The organism is Schaalia suimastitidis DSM 15538, assembly GCF_000429105.1.
GTDB lineage: Bacteria > Actinomycetota > Actinomycetes > Actinomycetales > Actinomycetaceae > Pauljensenia > Pauljensenia suimastitidis.
Genome location: NZ_KE386848.1, coordinates 496346 through 514461 on the forward strand (window position 1 = coordinate 496346; position 18116 = coordinate 514461).

General features: G+C 56.0%; 14 protein-coding genes. 5 read left to right on the forward strand and 9 right to left on the reverse strand.

The annotated features are described in order from the left end of the window. The 6 genes from G438_RS11630 to G438_RS0109125 form a co-directional block, all read right to left on the reverse strand. Positions 1-1728, reverse strand: a complete 1728-nt coding sequence (locus G438_RS11630) for an ABC transporter ATP-binding protein (protein WP_051259457.1) — start codon at positions 1726-1728, stop codon at positions 1-3. Continuing rightward, on the reverse strand, positions 1725-3458 hold the full coding sequence (locus G438_RS0109105; RefSeq protein ID WP_026461045.1) for an ABC transporter ATP-binding protein: 1734 nt from the start codon (positions 3456-3458) through the stop codon (positions 1725-1727). The genes G438_RS11630 and G438_RS0109105 overlap by 4 nt, the downstream gene beginning before the upstream one ends. Next, positions 3455-4216, reverse strand: a complete 762-nt coding sequence (locus G438_RS0109110; protein ID WP_165569248.1) for an energy-coupling factor transporter transmembrane component T — start codon at positions 4214-4216, stop codon at positions 3455-3457. Before G438_RS0109110 ends, G438_RS0109105 begins: the two co-directional genes overlap by 4 nt. Positions 4217-4254: 38 nt before the next feature. Continuing rightward, positions 4255-6048 (reverse strand): ABC transporter ATP-binding protein, encoded by a 1794-nt coding sequence (locus G438_RS11635; protein WP_084403223.1) that lies wholly within the window; start codon positions 6046-6048, stop codon positions 4255-4257. Then, complete coding sequence (locus G438_RS0109120) at positions 5994-6575, reverse strand: ECF transporter S component (RefSeq protein WP_026461047.1); 582 nt, start codon at positions 6573-6575, stop codon at positions 5994-5996. The genes G438_RS11635 and G438_RS0109120 overlap by 55 nt, the downstream gene beginning before the upstream one ends. A 99-nt stretch (positions 6576-6674) precedes the next feature. Further along, on the reverse strand, positions 6675-6965 hold the full coding sequence (locus G438_RS0109125) for a putative quinol monooxygenase (RefSeq protein WP_026461048.1): 291 nt from the start codon (positions 6963-6965) through the stop codon (positions 6675-6677). A gap of 125 nt (positions 6966-7090) precedes the next feature. Here G438_RS0109125 and G438_RS0109130 point away from each other — a divergent pair, with 125 nt between their 5' ends. From G438_RS0109130 to G438_RS12110, 3 genes are read left to right on the forward strand one after another with little or no spacing between them, the layout of a single operon-like run. Continuing rightward, complete coding sequence (locus tag G438_RS0109130) at positions 7091-8479, forward strand: ferredoxin reductase family protein (protein ID WP_051259459.1); 1389 nt, start codon at positions 7091-7093, stop codon at positions 8477-8479. 9 nt (positions 8480-8488) lie between these two features. Beyond that, a complete protein-coding gene (locus tag G438_RS11640) occupies positions 8489-9040 on the forward strand; it encodes an FMN-binding protein (protein ID WP_051259460.1) in 552 nt (183 codons plus the stop codon). Then, the gene (locus G438_RS12110; protein ID WP_051259461.1) at positions 9037-9879 is read left to right on the forward strand and encodes an FAD:protein FMN transferase; all 843 of its coding nucleotides are present in this window, start codon (positions 9037-9039) and stop codon (positions 9877-9879) included. Before G438_RS11640 ends, G438_RS12110 begins: the two co-directional genes overlap by 4 nt. A 246-nt stretch (positions 9880-10125) precedes the next feature. Here the strand turns inward: G438_RS12110 and der are convergent, their stop codons facing one another. Continuing rightward, a complete protein-coding gene (der, locus tag G438_RS0109145; RefSeq protein WP_034286024.1) occupies positions 10126-11598 on the reverse strand; it encodes a ribosome biogenesis GTPase Der in 1473 nt (490 codons plus the stop codon). Positions 11599-11827: 229 nt separating this feature from the next. Between der and G438_RS0109150 the strand changes: the two genes are divergently transcribed. Together G438_RS0109150 and G438_RS0109155 are read left to right on the forward strand one after the other, a co-directional pair. After that, positions 11828-13294: a glycoside hydrolase family 32 protein gene (locus G438_RS0109150; RefSeq protein ID WP_026461051.1), complete on the forward strand. Its 1467-nt coding sequence runs from the start codon at positions 11828-11830 to the stop codon at positions 13292-13294. A 137-nt stretch (positions 13295-13431) separates the two neighbouring features. Beyond that, positions 13432-15405, forward strand: a complete 1974-nt coding sequence (locus G438_RS0109155; RefSeq protein WP_051259462.1) for a sucrose-specific PTS transporter subunit IIBC — start codon at positions 13432-13434, stop codon at positions 15403-15405. 92 nt (positions 15406-15497) lie between these two features. Here the strand turns inward: G438_RS0109155 and G438_RS0109160 are convergent, their stop codons facing one another. Then, a complete protein-coding gene (locus G438_RS0109160; RefSeq protein ID WP_026461053.1) occupies positions 15498-16532 on the reverse strand; it encodes a LacI family DNA-binding transcriptional regulator in 1035 nt (344 codons plus the stop codon). Beyond that, positions 16529-18100 (reverse strand): UDP-N-acetylmuramoyl-L-alanyl-D-glutamate--2,6-diaminopimelate ligase, encoded by a 1572-nt coding sequence (locus G438_RS0109165; RefSeq protein WP_026461054.1) that lies wholly within the window; start codon positions 18098-18100, stop codon positions 16529-16531. The genes G438_RS0109160 and G438_RS0109165 overlap by 4 nt, the downstream gene beginning before the upstream one ends. Positions 18101-18116: the final 16 nt, after the last annotated feature.

An 18116-nucleotide genomic window follows, 5' to 3' on the forward strand; every position in this document is an offset into this window, starting at 1 on the left:
CTATGTGAGGTGCCAACGTTCCACATCTGACTGATCATCCCAAAACTGGCGGTAGGTACCGTCACGCTCGTACAGTGCCTGATGTGTGCCGCTATCCTCAATGCGGCCATCGTTAAGGACAACTATCTGGTCGGCCCTACGGATAGTGGATAAACGGTGTGCGATGACAAGGACAGTACGATCCTCGGCCAGCTTTTCGATTGCCTGAGCTACCGTGCCTTCATTGACACCATCCAATGAACTCGTCACCTCATCAAGCAGGACAACGTCACTGTCTTTCAGGATTGCGCGCGCCAAAGCGACACGTTGGCGCTGCCCGCCGGACAGTGTATTACCCCCTTCACCGACACGCGTATCCCATCGTGCAGGCAACCGTTCAATCACCTCTGATAACCCTGCCAAGCGGGCTGCCTCTTGGATCTCGTCGCTGGTGGCATCTGGCCGACCAATCCGTATATTTTCTTCAATGCTCGTATCGAATAGGTACACGTGTTGAAAGACCACTGATATGCGAGACATAAGTGCAGCGGTGGTGAAGTCGCGCAGATCAGCGTCGCCGAGTTTAATAGTGCCCCTATTGGGATCCCAAAAACGGGCAACGAGGCGCAGCAGGGTACTTTTTCCAGAACCAGACGGGCCAACCAGTGCCGTCACTTGTCCACGGGGAATCACAAGATCAACGTCGTGCAGGACCTGTGTGTCGTCACGATACCCGAAGGTGACATCATTCAAGGTGATACCACCTGTAGTGCCGCCGGTGTCTTCGTCTACCTCACGTGGCTCGGGCAATACTTCAGCGTGCATCACTGAGGTGATGCCTTTAAGGGCGACGCTGCATTCGTGGAGGGCGTCAACATAGAAGGCAACCATGCCGATAGGTTCAGCAAAACGAACCGCAAGCAGCGTCAAAACAATACACACTGCAAAAGAAAGACGACCCGTGGCGGCATGTGCCAGGCCAATACTGATCGCACACAATACCGCAAGGAGCACACCCAAATGGAACAGTGACGCTGCTGGCCCTTTTGCGCCACCAGCACGATCAGTGGCACGGTGTTCCTGGACCAAGGTCGTTGTCAGCAAATTCCATCGTCCGATATTGGGATCACTGGCCCGCAGCACAGCTTGCATGCGTGAAAACTCAAGGACACGACCGGAAAGTTCTTCAATCGCTACAGCATGAGCATTGTGGTGCACAATGACAGCTCGACGTAACAAATACAACGCCCAAATACCAACCGGTACCGACAACAGCAGTGCCAAACCCATGTGCCAATCCCACACGACAACACCAATAAGGATCGTCACCGCAGTACCAATATTTTGTGCAACATAGGGCAGCACGATCGACGGAAGATGCGCCAAAGTATTCACGCCCGTTGACGTGGCCGCCGTAATACGACCTGTTGTAGTGGCGTCAAAATATCCTAATGGTAGATGTTGGACACGCTCGGCAATCTTTCGAATAAGGGTGCCACAAATGTCGAAAGAACCGATCCGAAAACCGGTAAGAGAGCCATAAATATTACATGCGAAGGCGCATAGTGCACACAGCACAGGTGCGACAAGGCTAAGGGCGAGTCCGTCGCCACCACTAGTGGCCGCTTGCACCACCGGGATCAACATCAATAGTGCGACACCTTGAAATACACCTGACAGCACATGCGCAACAATATGCGCATAAAGGCCCACGGGGCGGTCAATCAGCTCCGCGAATTGTCTCATCATTGTTGTGCCTCCCACATCTTCCAGTACAGGCCGCCTGCTGCACACAGCGCATCGTGGCGCCCTTCCTCTTCGACTACGCCATCGTTGAGGACAATAATGTGATCAGCATCGACAATGGTGCGCAGCCTGTGTGCAATGACGACAACCGTTCGGTTGGCCACGAGGTTACCCAAAGCCCGCTGCACGTCACGTTCAGAATGCGGATCTGCATGTGCCGTGGCCTCGTCAAGAAGCAGTATCGGCGGATCGGCAAGGAATGCGCGAGCAATTGCAAGACGCTGCAATTCCCCACCGGAAAGGTGCGCACCCTGCATTCCTAAAACCGTGTCATAACCGTGAGGTAGTTGCTCAATACGCTCGTGTATGCACGCACGTTTGGCCGCGCGAATCACGTCATCGCGCGTTGCCGCAGGGCATCCAAGCGCAATATTGTCAGCCACTGTGGCACTAATACAGCCGTCATCTTGCAGGACGATACCCATCGCATTGAGGAGCTCGTAGCTACTGACTTGCCGAATATCAACCCCACCAATACGAACACTGCCCGCATCAACGTCCCAGAAACGGGCAATCAAACGAATGAGTGTCGATTTGCCCGACCCTGACGGTCCAACGATCGCAGTAACGGCACCTGGTTGAAGGTGAAGGGAAATGTCGCGAAGTACCGGCGGCGCATCTTCCACATACCCGAAGGTCACATGATCGAATTCGATGCCAAGCGGTGCCGATGTTGGCAAGCGAAGGGGGTGCTCCGCCTCGGGCAGCTGTGGCGTATCGAGCAGGGTCCCAATACTGTCTGCTGCGTCATTACCCATCGCAATGAGATGCGATAGGCGCGTCACCTCAATGAGACCAACTGGCAGCATCACGCCGACAAGGAGGAAGGGGATAAGCAGCGTTGGGCTTAAGGCCGCACATGCGTGAAGGAACCATGCGCCACCAAGGATGGGCACCAGCATTCCGGCTGGTGACAAGGCGGCACTGATAATGGCGATGGGTGTACCAGGGCCTTTCATCCACCGATAAGCGGCGTTGGTATAGCGTCGAAGCGCGTCATCGAAACGTCCAAAAAGCATGCCCGACAATCCGAATATCTTAATCGTTGCGATACCGTCAACAAGCTCAACAGTGGACGTGGCCAGATCTTTCTCAGCATCCATGAAATCTCGGTTGACGCCTTCTTGACTACCTGCCATCAATATCGTCAGCACAATAAGGAAAATAAGGATCCAGGCAAGTAAAACCAGCGCGTAACGCCACGATAGCGAGAAAAGAAAGATAAAGCCCACAATTGGTGTGCCAAGCCCGAGGCCAAGATCAGCGCCGAAGTGGGCGATCAGTGTGTGAATACGCGAGACGTCTTCGACAATGATACTCCGGAGTCTGCCTGAGGTCTCTTGTGTGTGCCAGCCCAAGGGCAGTCGCGCAACGTGCGCCAAAATCCGTTCACGTAATTGCCGACGGTAACGGGACTCAACAAGGTGCGCATATCCGGTGACTATTTTGTGCAGAAAATGGCTGCCTAAGAAACCTGCGGCAATGATGGCAACATATATCCACACGTGTGACAGGATGAATGTGCCATTCTCATAAGCTCCAGCTGCCTGTAACAGCGCAAAAGCGGGCCACAGGCCAAAAAATGCGGCAAGAAATCCGCCCGCAACCGACAGCGCCATTGAGCCTCGTACAGGTTTGAGCAGCGAAAACAGCGTAGTGCGTTCCTGGGTCATTGTGCAGCCCCCATGTAATGAGAAGGTCCGATGCCAAATCCGGCATCCCACGACAGTGATATGAGCGTGACCGCGAGTACCATGCCGATGATCACGATCAACGTGTCACGTAGGCGCCAACGGAATGGCACGTCAATGCTTCTTTTGGGATAGGCACCAAAACCTCGCGTATCCATTGAAATGGCGATGCGTTCAGCGTGACGGACGGCAGCTGCGAGCAGCACCGGCGCGGAACGTAGCCAATTCACGCAGGCTCTTGCTGCTGGTATGGTGCAGCCTCGTCCACGTAATTCGAGGGCCTCCAAAATGCTACGATGTTCGCGTCGAAGCACCCGCATCATTCCTAGCGAGGTGATACCTGCTTGGGCGATACGCCACGGCAGGTGGAGGTGGATGACGCAGGCGAGCAACATATTTTCAGGCGAGGACAGCAGGCCCGCGAGGATCACCATGCTTAAGATCGCGGCAAGACGCAGTCCAAGGGTGATGCCGGGACTGTCAATGAGCCAGCGTTGCTCCAGTGGGAGGCGCTCGAGCGGTATCGCAAGGGTGGTGCCGCATGCAACGAGCGACGATCCTGCAATGACGACAAGCGCCGCAAGGGTGCCTCGATAGGGTTGCACGCTCACCAGCGCCACTAACAACACTGCGACCAAAGCAGGCAGTATCGGGATGTGCTGGGCAAAGGCAACGACGGCAAGTGGCACAACGACTGCAAGGAAAGGGGAGAGGGGGTCAAATTTTAGTTTTCCGGCCAACCCAGGTAGGGGAGGATACGCTGGCGCGTGGCAGGGATTCACGAGGCGCACACCCCCTGATGCGCATTGCGTAACGCCGCGTAGAGGGCAGTTATCTGGTTACCGTTGTAGTGGGCGTGCCAAGCCAATTCCAAGGTGACGCTAGGATCAATGTTGGCCAGGGCAAAGATGTGAGGATCGGCCACAATGGCAGGTGTTGGACCATATGCGACAATACGGCCCTGGGCGATCACGGCAATTTTGTCGGCGTAGTGTGCCGCCATATCGATGTCGTGGGTGGCAAATAGTGCGCTTCCACCGTGAAGGGTGAAATTGCGCATGTGCATCATGAGCGTGTGGGCATTTTTGTGGTCTTGCCCGAAGGTCGGTTCATCCAAACATAAGAAGGTGCCTTTGGTGCTCAAAGCGGCAGCAACGCTGAGGCGCCGCTTTTGCCCACCAGACAAGGTAAAAGGGTTAGCGTGCCGCAGTTCCTTAAGGTCGAAGGATCGCAGCAGCGTGTCGACTGTTGTCGCGATGTCGTCGTCGTGTCTGCGTTGTATACGCATGGTGTGAGCCAATTCGTCTTGGACACTATTGGTGACAAATTGGTGCTCAGGATTTTGTGTCACCAATGTGGCTGCGATATTCGCGTTACCGCCTTGCCTCGTGTACCTGATTGTTCCCGAGGTGACTCGTTCAAGGCCGACAAGGGTGCGCAGCAGTGTCGTTTTGCCGCTACCGTTGGTGCCAATGATGGCGACGAGTTCTCCTTCAGCGACGTCGAAAGAAACGTCTGTGATGATGTCGTATTGAGCGCGTGTGACGCGGAGCTTGTCAACCACAAGTGCACGAGGAGCATCAACCTGCGGCACTACGGTGGCCTCTGTGCGCGGACACCACCTCGCGTTCACATCGGCTACCACCGGATCGATCACGGTGGCCTCAGTGTGCGGACGCCACTGTTCCAGACATGTCAATGCATTGTCCTTGGTAAGGTCCACGTGCGCTGCCTGCAAAGATTTGCTTACCTTCACGGTGGTGGGTATCGCTATCCCGTGCCGTTGCAGCAGGTCGCAGGTTTCAACAAAGACATGGTGTGGTGTACCTTGACACAGGATATGTCCTGTAGTGTCGAAGGCTACGACGTGGTCCACTTGGTCGATGAAATAGTCGATGGTGTGTTCGACGGCCAGTACGGTCGTTCCAGCGGCGCGAATACTGGCCAGTAGGCGGTAAAACTCCCGGGCGCCTCGTGTATCGACATTGGCGGTGGGTTCGTCGAGGATGAGCACTTGCGGACGTTGTGCCAGTGCCGAGGCGAGCAGTACGCGTTGGCGTTGCCCGCCGGACAGTGTCCACGGATCTGCCTGAGCGTAATCGTCGATGCCCATTGCCTGCAGGGCGTACCACACGCGTGCGCAGATTTCCTCGCGTGGAAGGCAAAGGTTTTCGAGGGCGAAGGCGACCTCGTCCCATACACGTGTGGTGACGATTTGTGTGTCTGGATCTTGTAGGACGACCGCGATTTTTGTTGCGAGATCAACGACGGTGGCCTGCGCTACTTCTTCGTCGAATACCTGTGCGTCACCCATGTATACCGACGCGATACTATGTGGCACGACTCCTGATATGAGGTGTGTGAGCGTCGACTTGCCGCATCCACTTGGCCCAAGAAGAACCGTAAAGCTTCCGCGCGGGACAGACAGGGTGACTGGAGAGGAAGGCACCCAGGTCGCACTGTGACCGTACCGGATCTGAGTGTCGGTAAGTGTGGCGATGCATGGTGATGGTGTGTTCACCGGTGTATGCCTACTCCGGTCCGGGTCAACGTCTTTTTCAGGGCGCAACATATCGCGGTGCCTGCCCAGCAGGACAGGACGCTACTGAGGATGCAGATGGTTGTTTCTGTAGAGGTGAGCGCAATATTGTAGGCGCCACCAAACATGGCGGCGTTAATGGCGCCGAAGACGGTGGCGCTGATCCCGTATGACCACCATGTCCATTTTTTATAAAGCAACAATGCTAAAGGTGTTTCGGTGAATAGGCCGCCGATCAGGCTTCCGATTATGGCTGTGAAGCCTAGTGGCGTCGTGAAGGCCATGACGATCCCCATGACAAGGCTCGCGATAATAATGGCGCCTGGACGTGGGACGATCACGGCTGGCAGCAAGTATGGGATCAGCCATGCGCCCATCACCACGCACAGGATGATGATGCCTCGGGGTGAGACTGCCAGGAGTGGTGACACATACTGCAATGGCACCGTCAGCAGAGAACCGACGATACCCAGGGCGCAGATTGTCATCAGGTGACGTGTGCCAAGCGCTGACTCTCTGAGTCCTTGCCGTGACGAGGTTCGAATAGGCGTGTCGTTCACAGTTCCTCCGTTGGGACATCGACGTTGTGTGCGTATCCACAGAGAAACTCTAGTCACCCTCATCTAAATTAGGTAGACCTAATAATGAAATGTGATGCCTTAGACCTCGGGGTGAAGGAAGGTAAGCTGCGAATGCGCCTCAATAATGATCTGTTCCAGGCGGTCATTAAACGGTTTCCCATACGGCATAGCAAGATGTGCTTCAAATGCTGCCTGGTCTTTATAGACTTCAAAGACGAAAAATGACGCAGGATTATCTGCCCGGCGATACACATCAAAAACAACGTTGCCAGGCTCGGTACGCACTTTTTGTGCAAGGTCAGCAATCATTTGCGCAACCTCATCCTCATAGCCGGCACGTGCAGTGAATGTGGCATATAGCGTCGTCATCGCATTCGCTCCTCAGGTGTAGATCGAGGCAGTGAGATATAGCTAATACTATGCTGGGCACTTACACAGCGTCTTCATAGACTTCTCAGTGTTTGCGCACAACTGCGTCAATTTCACTGATCGCTATGACAGTTCTTCATTCTGAGCTCGCTTTTCCTGGACTTGGCACCCGTGCGATACGCGCAAAACACCGCACACTCCGGGCATCGCGTCCCCTCGGAACTATCGCCGACCCCATGGTCACAGCCATATTTGCACTGGGTTTAGGCATCTCCCTTGGTCTGACCGCGATGTCGCTGATGCCATTTGAAGCACATACGACAAGCGTGATCTACGCCGTTCAAGCAGTGGCAGCGGTGACAGGCACCTATCTCACCTTGGTTCTTCTCCTTCTGATCGCCCGCATCCCTATCCTTGACCGCACCCTTGGTCATGATGGCGTCGTTCGCGCACATAAGACACTTGGGCCGTGGGCCGTGTGGCTCATCGCGCTTCATGTGCTGCTGGTTGTGCCACTACCTGTGGTTGGCGCCCAGTGGCCCGCACAGATGTGGCAGCTTGTGACCTCCGATATTTGGGTCGCTTTGGCAGCTCTAGGCACCCTACTATTGCTCGCCGTTGGTATCAGCTCATGGAGGCGTCTGCGCAGCCGCATCGCACGCAGCACATGGTGGAGTATCCATCTCTACGCCTACGTTGCAATCGCCCTCGCCTTCGGGCACCAAATCCTCAGCGGCGGACCGTTTACCTCCGGCTGGGCTCGCCTGTGGTGGATGAGCCTCTACGTCATCGTCTTCACCAGCATCCTTACCTGGCGTGTAATCGTGCCAGCGGTACGCAACCACCAGATGCAGCTCCGCGTCCACGCTGTTGTGCAAGAAAGTACTGACACGTCATCGGTGTGGATCAGCGGACATGGGATCAACCGCCTCGGCGCGCAGGCAGGACAGTTCATCACTGTTCGTTTTTGGGAAAAAGGCCTGTTCTGGGAAGGTCATCCTTACTCACTATCAGCTCCTCCGCGCCCAGACATGCTGCGCATCACCGTGAAAGCGCTGGGCGATGCCTCCAGTGCCACCCAAAGTATCCAGCCTGGTACGCGTGTCTTTATTGAAGGTCCACACGGCATTATGACCGCGCGCGCACAACGCCACTCACATGCACTCCTCATCGCAGGCGGCGTCGGCATCGCCCCTATGCGTGCCCTTGCCGAATCGCTTGCGGCGAATCACTACGTTGACCTCGTTGTGCGTTCGCGAACCTGGGACGACCTGGCACTGAGAGAGGAACTACGTCAACTCAGCGAATCACCCACTGTCACCGTTCACTTCCTCATTGGAAGTCGCCAACAGCACCCTATGAATGCAGAACTCATCAACCCGCTCGTGTCGCATTTTGACGGTTCAGATATCTACGCCTGTGGGCCCCGTTCCATGATGGATGACGTCATTGACGCCACAAGGCGCCTGAAAATACCCCGCGAACGCGTTCACATTGACTCATTCGATATGTAAGGAAAACTAATGACTACACCACGCCCTACTGTACGCGCCATCGCCGCAACCACCGCTGTTCTTGGTGGTATCGGAGCAGTCATTGCGCTGAGTCCAATTGGCCAAAATATTGCCGCCGCTGAGCAACAAACATCATCGACACAAACAACGTCCACCACCGATGCTGAGACGACAACATCGACACAGACAACGACCAGCAGCGCCGACGACACGACGACCGCCAGCACTGCTACAACGGACACGTCAACAACAACTCAAAGCGCAACTGAAGCAACGGCCTCGTCAAGCGACGGCACGTGGGAAGGTTCTGTCTATCAGACCCCTTACGGACCCATGCAGGTGTCCGCCACCATCAGCGGCGGCACGATCACCGCTATCGATTGGCTACAGCTTCCTTCTGACAACCATTCGCAACGCATTAATAACACGGCTGCACCTCGCCTAGTGGAGAGCGCACTTGCCGCTCAAAGCGCCGATGTCGACAGCGTTTCAGGCGCCTCGTATACCTCTGCCGCCTTTAAATCTTCACTACAGGCGGCCCTGGCACAGGCTGGCCTATGAGTAGAGCACCATTGATTCGCCGCGAAATTGAGGCATGGGGAACAATTATTACTATCGACGTACCTGCCAACGGAGACGTTTGCGAACGTGAAAAACTTCTTGACGAGGCGCTTCCAGCCTTAGTTGCGCAAACGGAGGATATCGACCGGGCACTATCGCCTTATCGGGCTGAGTCTCCAGTATCAGCTCTACGGAGGGGCGCCATCACGGAACGGGATTTAGAGCCTTTCGGTGACGATGGGGATATGCTGGCAGATGTCATTGAACAGTGTCGGCAGTTGCGACACTTGACCGATGGAGCTTTTGACCCGTGGACAGCTCCGGGCGGTTTTGACCCGTGTGGCTACGTCAAAGGCTGGGGCGCACAACAGCTCGCTGATCTTGCGTGGTCACGAGGATTATCTGATGTATGCGTCAATGCTGCAGGCGATATTGCGACACGAGGCAGACCAGCATCGGGTCGCGTATGGTGCGCAGGCATCGCTCACCCTGAGCAGCCACAGGAGCTGTGTGCAGTCGTTGACACGACACCTGTTGAAGATATTGACATCTTGCGTGGGGCAGTGGCCACATCAGGGTTTTCTCAGCAGACGGGACACGTCTCCACCGATTCACGAGGCGGTGCAGCGCCTCGTGCCACACAAGCCACCGTGGTGGGCCCCGACGCAGGTATTGCCGATGCGATGGCCACCGCACTGCTGATTGACGGCACCGAGGGCGCGAGGTGGTTCAATGCCTTTGCTGACAGCGACCTTACTATTGGGCGTAGTCGCAGCCGGTGGGGTGCGATCGTCATAGAAAACGGCAAGTTGTGGCGTATGGGTGGCCTCGCACACTAATCCATCGCATCACCGATAGCATCGGCACAATAGCAGTCGTCGCCTGCGCTCGGTCCTAAGTAGCGTGAACCTCTTCGCGCTGCGGTGCAGCGTTCACCCATTCGCAGTGCTACACAAGGTCCATCGGTTCGCCGCGCTGCACGGCTGTGGCGGGTTAACACACGCTGTGCGCCTTTATGCTCTTGGCAAGCCGTTGCAGCGTGAACCCGTTCGTTGTGCCACGCATCATTCGTGGCGATGGCGTTGTTAGCGGCGACGACGTTCCCGGACGCGAACCGAGATCTGAATAGGGGAGCCGATAAACCCAAAGTCTTCACGCAAACGACGCTCAATAAAACGACGGTAGGCCGGATCGAGGAATCCAGTCGTGAACAGGACGAAGCGTGGGGGTTTAGACGATACCTGTGTACCAAATAGGATGCGCGGCTGTTTTCCTCCGCGAAGAGGGTGCGGATGTGCGGCAACAAGCTGGCCAAGGAAAGCGTTCAGACGCCCTGTGGCGATGCGTGTCTGCCACCCTTGAAGCGCGGCATCAAGGGCGCGGGTAATACGGTTCGTATGCCACGAGGTTTTCGCCGAAAGATTGATGCGCGGTGCCCACTGGACCTGGACGAGTTCACGTTCAAGTTCGGCTTTGAGTGCACGTTGGCGGTCTTCATCAACAAGATCCCATTTGTTGTTGACAATAACTAGTGCACGACCTGCATCGACGACCTGCTGCACAACACGCACATCCTGTTCGGTCAGCGGCACTGAACCGTCGAAGAGGACCAGGGCGACCTCGGCTTTTTCCAGTGCCGCCTGGGTGCGAATCGATGCGTAATAGTCCGCGCCGGTAGTGCGGTGCATTTTCCGCCGAATGCCAGCGGTATCAACGAACCACCAGTCACGCCCATCCAAGTGAATGAATTCATCGACCGGGTCACGTGTCGTTCCAGCAAGTTCGTTGACCACGACGCGCTCTGAACCTGCCAGTGCATTGAGAAGTGACGACTTACCAACATTGGGGCGACCGATGAGCGCCACACGACGCGGCCCACCTTCCGGAACTGCCTGTGCAACCGCTGATTCAGTTGGCAATACGTCCATCACTGCCTCAAGCAGGTCACCGGTTCCGCGCCCGTGAAGTGCTGAGATGGGGTATGGCTCACCCATGCCGAGGGACCAAAGATAGGCCGCATCGGCCTCTTGCATGGCCGAGTCAACTTTATTGGCTGCCAAGATCACAGGTTTGCCTTTGCGTCGGAGCATCTGCACGACCCGCTCGTCAGTATCAGTGACACCTACGGTGACATCCAAAACCAGAATCACCGCATCAGCGAGGTCGACAGCCACCTCAGCCTGCTGCGCAACAGAGCGGTCGAGCCCTTCAACATCAACTTCCCAACCTCCGGTATCCACAACCGTGAAGTCACGACCGGCCCATTCGGCGGGGTAGGACACGCGGTCACGGGTAACGCCTGGCGTGTCTTGGACGACGGCTTCTCGTCTGCCGAGGATACGGTTCACCAACGTGGATTTGCCGACGTTAGGGCGACCCACGATGGCCAAGACTGGCAGGCCTGCTGTGATATCAGAATCGACCTGAGAAGCGAAGTCGCCATCGAGCAGCGCCAGGTCTTCTTCGTCGAGTTCGAATTGTTCGAGGCTGGCACGCATCGCGCGTGCGCGCGTTTCAATATCCGCCTCACTCAATTCCGGCATCGCTTCGAATGGCATATTTTCGTCAAATTCAGTCACTTGACGATTCTACGCTGCTTGACAGCGCGCTGCGCCCTGCACAATATGACCCACCGTCCATTGCCTATAGTGACTATTTTTACCAGAGGCGCTGTCTGCGCCATGCGGCTTGTCGTCACACTCCAGGCTATTGCTCAATATTGATGTGGCGAACCTATGTCAATCGAATGGCATTCCTGCTAGCGTGGGGGTCGTGGATATTGATCTCATGAAAGCTGCCGCCGACGCTGTTGCAGCTTCCCGCGCAACCGATGATGCTGACTACCCGCTATTCCACGTCGCCCCACCTGTAGGCCGACTTAATGACCCCAACGGTCTCATCACAGATGGCGACACCTATCACGCCTTCTTCCAATACACGCCCAACCATCCCCAGCGCCTCGTCTATTGGGGGCATGCTCGTTCACGCGACCTCACACGTTGGGAATATCTCGATCCCGCTATCGTCCCCGATAGTCGCTACGACCGTAACGGCGCCTATTCCGGTACTGCCTTTGCTGGTGAGGACGGCTACGAGCTGTGGTACACGGGCAACTATAAGGACCCAGAAACGGGCGAGAGGGAAGCGACCCAGTGCCTTGTGACCAGTCCTGACCTTGTCACCTTCACTAAAGATGCGGCCAACCCCATTGTTGAACGCCAACCAGATGGCTACACTGCTCATTTCCGTGACCCACAGGTGTGGCGTGACACGACAGATAATCCTCACCACCCTGATGGTGCGTACCGGATGCTGCTGGGGGTACAACGTGAGGACGAAACAGGTGCCGCCCTTTTGTACCGTTCCCATGATCGCCGCACGTGGACCGTGGAAGGTGAGGTCACATTCCCAGACACCGACGTTTTCACCACATTTGGGTACATGTGGGAATGCCCTAACCTTTTGCGCCTGCGCGATGAGGTCACAGGTGATGACCGTGACGTGCTAATCTTCTGCCCGCAAGGCATTCACCCCAACAGGGAAGGTTTTGAAAATATCTTCCCGTGTATCTATGTGGTCGGCGAACTGCGCGGCACTCAATTCGTTGGCACCAAAGGTCACTACGAGGAGGTTGACCGCGGTTTCGAGTTCTACGCGCCTCAAATCTTCGCACGTGGACACGGCGATGAACGAGGCGAACAACCGCTACTCATGGGGTGGGCTGGTAACGCCGGTGAAGATGACCAACCGTCAATCGCAACGGGGAACTGGGTCCATTGCCTCACAGTGGCACGCGAATTATCGCTGCGTGACGGGCGGCTCTATCAGCGTCCTCGTCTTGACGGACTACCTACTACGGTTGCCGTCGAACAGGGAATGACGACCACCTCGTGCGCATTGAGTGCATTAGAGAATTCGCGGTCGTGGCGCCTCATACTTGAACTTTCGGATACTGCAGCATGGGAAATTGTTGTGGGCCGTCAGCTGCGGATTACCTATGACAGGGGTGTCCTTACCGTCGACCGGTCCACCAGTCGATACCCTCACGGTGAGACTCGACACATTACGCTGCCTCAAGGCTCTCATCAACAGGTGGAGATCCTGCATGACCGCTCCATCACCGAGATGTATTTCGGTGGGGGAGTACTGGCATTTACCTGCAGGTCCTTCCTGGATGCTGATAGCACTGGGGTGACATTGACAGCTCCTGAACCACTCACCCTTAAGACTGTTGAGATCGCCCGCGCTGACTAACACCCAGCATGGGAGCAAGGCCCCTTGTAACAAACGTACGTCACAGCCTAGTATGTCAATCGATTGGCACATGGTGGTGACATAGTGCCCTACCGATAACCCAATCACCCCCTCATACAGTGGAAGGACCCCTGTTTATGGAGCACAAGAGCGTCGCCTCCGACGTAGTTGCTGCCGTGGGCGGAACCGACAATATTTCCGCCGCTGCACACTGCGCAACCCGCCTCCGCCTCGTCATTGCTGACCAGAGCAAAATCGACCAGGCCGCCCTCGACAACCATCCCGACATCAAAGGCACATTTGCCGCTGGCGGCATGTACCAAATCATTGTCGGCCCCGGTGACGTCGATATCGTCTACCGCCACATGGTCGCCGACCACGGTGTGCGCGAAGTAAGCAAAGACGAAGCCAAAGCTGAAGCTGATAAGAGCGGCAATCTGTTCAGCCGCTTTATCAAGATGATCGCCGATATCTTCGTGCCCATCCTGCCAGCACTGGTCGCAGGTGGCCTCATGATGGCCATCAACAACGTGCTTACCGCCGAAGGTCTGTTTGGCGAACAGAGCGTTGTGGGCATGTACCCGGCTGTCAGCGACTACGCCAGCCTCATCAATATGATCTCGGCGGCAGCATTCGCCGCCCTACCAGTCCTGGTTGGTTTCTCTGCCGCCAAGCGTTTCGGTGGCAATGTCTACCTTGGTGCAGCCCTTGGTGCAGCAATGATTTCGTCGGACCTGCTCAACGCATGGAATACCGGCGCAGCATTGGCTGGTACCGAAGATGTCACCGTCGAATACTGGCACCTCTTTGGTATGCAGGTCGCCAAGATCGGCTACCAAGCACAGGTAATCCCCACACTGGCCGTGACCTGGGTGATGTGCCTCATTGAGAAGCAACTGCACAAACGCCTCTCCGGCACCGCAGACTTCCTGTTGACGCCGCTGATTACCCTCCTTGTTACCGGCTTCCTTGCCTTCATCCTCATCGGCCCTATCACACGTACACTGGCTGAATACCTCACCTACGGCATTTCATGGGGTTACGACAACCTTGGTGTCATCGGCGGTCTGCTCTTCGGTCTGGTATACAGCCCGATCGTTGTTACCGGCCTGCACCAGTCCTTCCCTGCAATTGAAATTCCGCTCATTGCTAATATCGCTGAAACCGGTGGTGACTTCATCTTCCCGATCGCCTCGATGGCAAACGTCGCTCAGGGCGCGGCAGCACTTGCGATCTTCTTCAAGGCGCGTGACGCCAAACTCAAGGGTATCGCTGGTGCTGGTGGCGCCTCGGCAGTCTTCGGTATTACCGAACCTGCCATCTTCGGTGTCAACCTGCGTCTGCGTTGGCCATTCTTTATCGCTATGGGCGCCTCCGCCATCGGTTCTGCCCTGGTTGCCCTTTTCGACGTCCGTGGTCAAGCACTGGGCGCTGCAGGTTTCGTCGGTTTCGTCTCCATCGTTCCTGAAGACATTCCGATCTACCTCGCACTTGAAGCCCTGGTCTTCGTCCTCGCATTTGGTACCACCTTGGCCTACGCCATGACCAAGGGCCGTGACTCCATCGCTGATAAGAGCATCCCAGCTGCCGACACACCCGAAACGGCTCCTGTTGCTGAAGCACCTGTTGTGGTCTCCGATGACTTCACCGTGACCGCACCGTTGGCAGGCACCGTTGTGTCACTGGACCAGGTCAAAGATCAGACTTTCGCCTCAGGGATGCTTGGCCCTGGCCTTGCAATTGAACCCGCAAATGGCACCGTTCGTGCGCCTTTCGATGGTGTCATCAAGGTGGCTTTCCCCACCGGTCACGCTTTCGGTGTGCTCTCCGATTCCGGTGTTGAGGTCCTCATCCACGTTGGTATGGACACTGTGAGCCTTGAGGGTCGCGGTTTCACTCCAAAGGTGGAAAAGGGACAGCGTGTTCGCCGTGGCGACGTGCTGGCTGAAGTTGACCTTGATGCTATTCGCGCGGCTGGATTGCCCACCGTCACCCCGGTAGTGGTCTCCAACCGTAAGAAGCTCGGCGGGCTTGATGTTCTGGTTGCTGACGGCACCGTGAACCATGGCGACACCCTGATGGTCGCTCAACCCAAGACTGTCAATGCGTAGTTGACATTTCGCCAATAGGTGGGTCCCGCAGCTCAAAGCTGCGGGACCCACCTTTATTGTTGTTCTAGGTTGATTGATGTTCTAGTGTCTCGTTACGTGGTAGCGCCAACGATAAGATCGGGAGCAAATTCAATCGGAGCGACGCGACGCGTCTGGGCACTGTGGTCAGCAGGGATGCCATTGCCCGTGCGGATCATATGCACTAGTGTTTCTACCGCTTCGAAGGCAATACGTTCAACCGGTTGACGCACAGTGGTCAGCGTCGGCAAGGCACGCCGCAGTGTCGTCGTTCCGTCAAAACCCACGACCTTGATATGCCGAGGGACATCAACATTACGTAGCCGCGCCCACTCAATCACTTCAGCCGCAGCAAGATCATCCGTACAAAAAACTGCATCAACATGGCTGGCAACCGCATCCATCCGTGAGTTCACCAGATCCTGACGTTCACCAGGAGGCGTATGAAAATCCACCGTAAGCACGACCGGCCGGATCCCGTGTTCTTGCAACACTTTCCGATAGCCTTTTTCACGAAGATTGAGCGGACCGCTGCGGCTTGTCAGAAGAGCCGGTGCCTGCGCACCTCGATCCAGCAAATGCTGTGTGGCAAGCTGGCCACCGAGCTCGTTATCACAGCGCACATTGGGTATCCACGGCGCAATTTCGCGGTCAACGGTCACCAATGGCATGTGGATGCGGTGATATTCCAACATCTCCTCGTTATGTGCACCCGAAATAATGCCGTCAACACGGTGTCCGACAAGCAGATCTAAATACTCACGTTCACGATCAGCACGTCCCATCGAATTGCATACCAAAATACGGTACCCGTGATTGGCCAACGCATCTTCGATATGTACCGCCACTTCGCCGAAGAACGGCAGGGCCACGCTGGGCACAATCAACCCCACTGTCTGCGTTGCGCCACCGTGAAGGGCGCGTGCCACTTGATTTGGGCGGTACCCCAATTTTTCGATGGCTGCTGCGACACGATCTTTCAACGATTGGGACAGGTAACCCCTTTCGTTAAGGACACGCGATACCGTTGTGGGCGAACACCCGGCCTCGCGCGCTACGTCAGCCAGCGTTGGCTGACGCGTGCCGTTTGCACTGTCATCCTGCGTCATTTGCCCGTCCTCGGGTCCTGTGCGAGTACTTCAAGGGCAACGGGCACATCGTTATAGACGTGTTTAATGCCATCAATATCTTGATACCATTCAGCACCCTTTCCAGTAATTAAAACAACGTCACCCACCTGCGCGTGCAGAATTGCTTTGCGGACTGCGTCACGACGACACGTGGTGATCTCAACGACGTCACTCATATCGGGTCGAACCGAGGCAATGCCGCGCAGCAGGTAATCGCGGATCGACTGTGGATTCTCTGTCCGAGGATTCTCGTCGGTCACCCACAAATAATCAGCCTTCCGGGCAGCTAGAGCAGCAAGTTCTTCTCGTTTACTTGCATCGCGGTCACCGTCGGTACCAAATACCAGCACCAGTTTTCCTGTGACAAATTCACGCACTGTTTCGATTGTCCATGCCAATGCTTCGGTTGTATGGGCAAAATCAACGATCACAAGTGGCTGAGTGGTTGACCCAGGGTTCAGCATCTCCATGCGACCGGGAACCTGATCCGCGTGGGCGAGGGCAGCTATCACCTCGTCAATATCGAAGCCTGTCACTACAGCGGAAAGTATGGCAACGGCGGCGTTTTGGACATTCACTTGACCTGCGATGGGCAGCGACACCGTATGCTGACGGGCATCTGGGCCGGTCAGCGTAAATAGCGTCGCTTGTGTCACGGTGTCGACACGAATACCGCTCACTCTCCAGTTGGCAGGTGCGTCGCTGAGCGCAGACACAGTCGTCACCGGAATCTCCGCTTCATTGGCGAGGCGTTGGCCCCATTCGTCGTCAACGCAGACAACACCTTGTTTCGCGTGGGCAGGCGTAAAAAGCAGACGTTTTGCCTCAAAGTAGGCGCCCATATCGCCATGGTAATCAAGGTGGTCGTGTTGAAGGTTAGTAAAACCTGCAACATCAAAGACGATGCCGTCAACGCGATCAAGTGACAAGGCATGTGACGACGTTTCAACGATCGCCGCACCACAGTTCTCTTGCCGTGCAAGACTCAGGAAACGGTAAATGACGGGGGATTCTGCAGTGGTGTTATCAGAGGAGAACTCCACCGGTCCCACATGTGTTTGGACGGTTCCACACAAGGCCGCCTGAGGATACTTCGTACGAATAATCGAGCGCATCAGGTACGAGGTAGTGGTTTTTCCGTTCGTACCAGTGATTGCCATAGTGAAAAGTTCAGCGGCAGGGTTGCGGTAGACGGCATGTGCGATACGTGCTGCAGCCAGGCGAGGATCGTCAACGACGACCACAGGAATATCGGCCTCGGCCAGGTAGCGATGCGCACGATCAGCTCCGGCCTGGTCAGTGACGATCGCTACTGCACCGCGGGTGAGCGCACCGCGAGCGTATTCGATCCCGTGCTGCTTCATGCCGGGGATTGCAACGAAGATCCACCCGTTGTCGATATCGCGGCTATTGACACTTACCCCTGTGACGTGGGTATTCCAGTGTTCCTCGGAGGGATTGACCAGCTGCGCCTTGGGCATTTCAGCAAGTGCGTCGCGTAGGAGCACTGGTGAAACTGACGGGCGAATATCCAAAACTGAAGTCATAGGACGATCTTAGTGT

Bases quoted from the DNA above. Each gene is read 5' to 3' on its own strand.
- G438_RS11630 (WP_051259457.1), bottom strand. From the start codon at position 1,728: ATGATGAGACAATTCGCGGAGCTGATTGACCGCCCCGTGGGCCTTTAT.
- G438_RS0109105 (WP_026461045.1), bottom strand. From the start codon at position 3,458: ATGACCCAGGAACGCACTACGCTGTTTTCGCTGCTCAAACCTGTACGA.
- G438_RS11635 (WP_084403223.1), bottom strand. From the start codon at position 6,048: ATGTTGCGCCCTGAAAAAGACGTTGACCCGGACCGGAGTAGGCATACA.
- G438_RS0109125 (WP_026461048.1), bottom strand. From the start codon at position 6,965: ATGACGACGCTATATGCCACATTCACTGCACGTGCCGGCTATGAGGAT.
- G438_RS0109130 (WP_051259459.1), top strand. From the start codon at position 7,091: ATGACAGTTCTTCATTCTGAGCTCGCTTTTCCTGGACTTGGCACCCGT.
- G438_RS11640 (WP_051259460.1), top strand. From the start codon at position 8,489: ATGACTACACCACGCCCTACTGTACGCGCCATCGCCGCAACCACCGCT.
- G438_RS12110 (WP_051259461.1), top strand. From the start codon at position 9,037: ATGAGTAGAGCACCATTGATTCGCCGCGAAATTGAGGCATGGGGAACA.
- der (WP_034286024.1), bottom strand. From the start codon at position 11,598: ATGCCATTCGAAGCGATGCCGGAATTGAGTGAGGCGGATATTGAAACG.
- G438_RS0109150 (WP_026461051.1), top strand. From the start codon at position 11,828: ATGAAAGCTGCCGCCGACGCTGTTGCAGCTTCCCGCGCAACCGATGAT.
- G438_RS0109155 (WP_051259462.1), top strand. From the start codon at position 13,432: ATGGAGCACAAGAGCGTCGCCTCCGACGTAGTTGCTGCCGTGGGCGGA.
- G438_RS0109160 (WP_026461053.1), bottom strand. From the start codon at position 16,532: ATGACGCAGGATGACAGTGCAAACGGCACGCGTCAGCCAACGCTGGCT.
- G438_RS0109165 (WP_026461054.1), bottom strand. From the start codon at position 18,100: ATGACTTCAGTTTTGGATATTCGCCCGTCAGTTTCACCAGTGCTCCTA.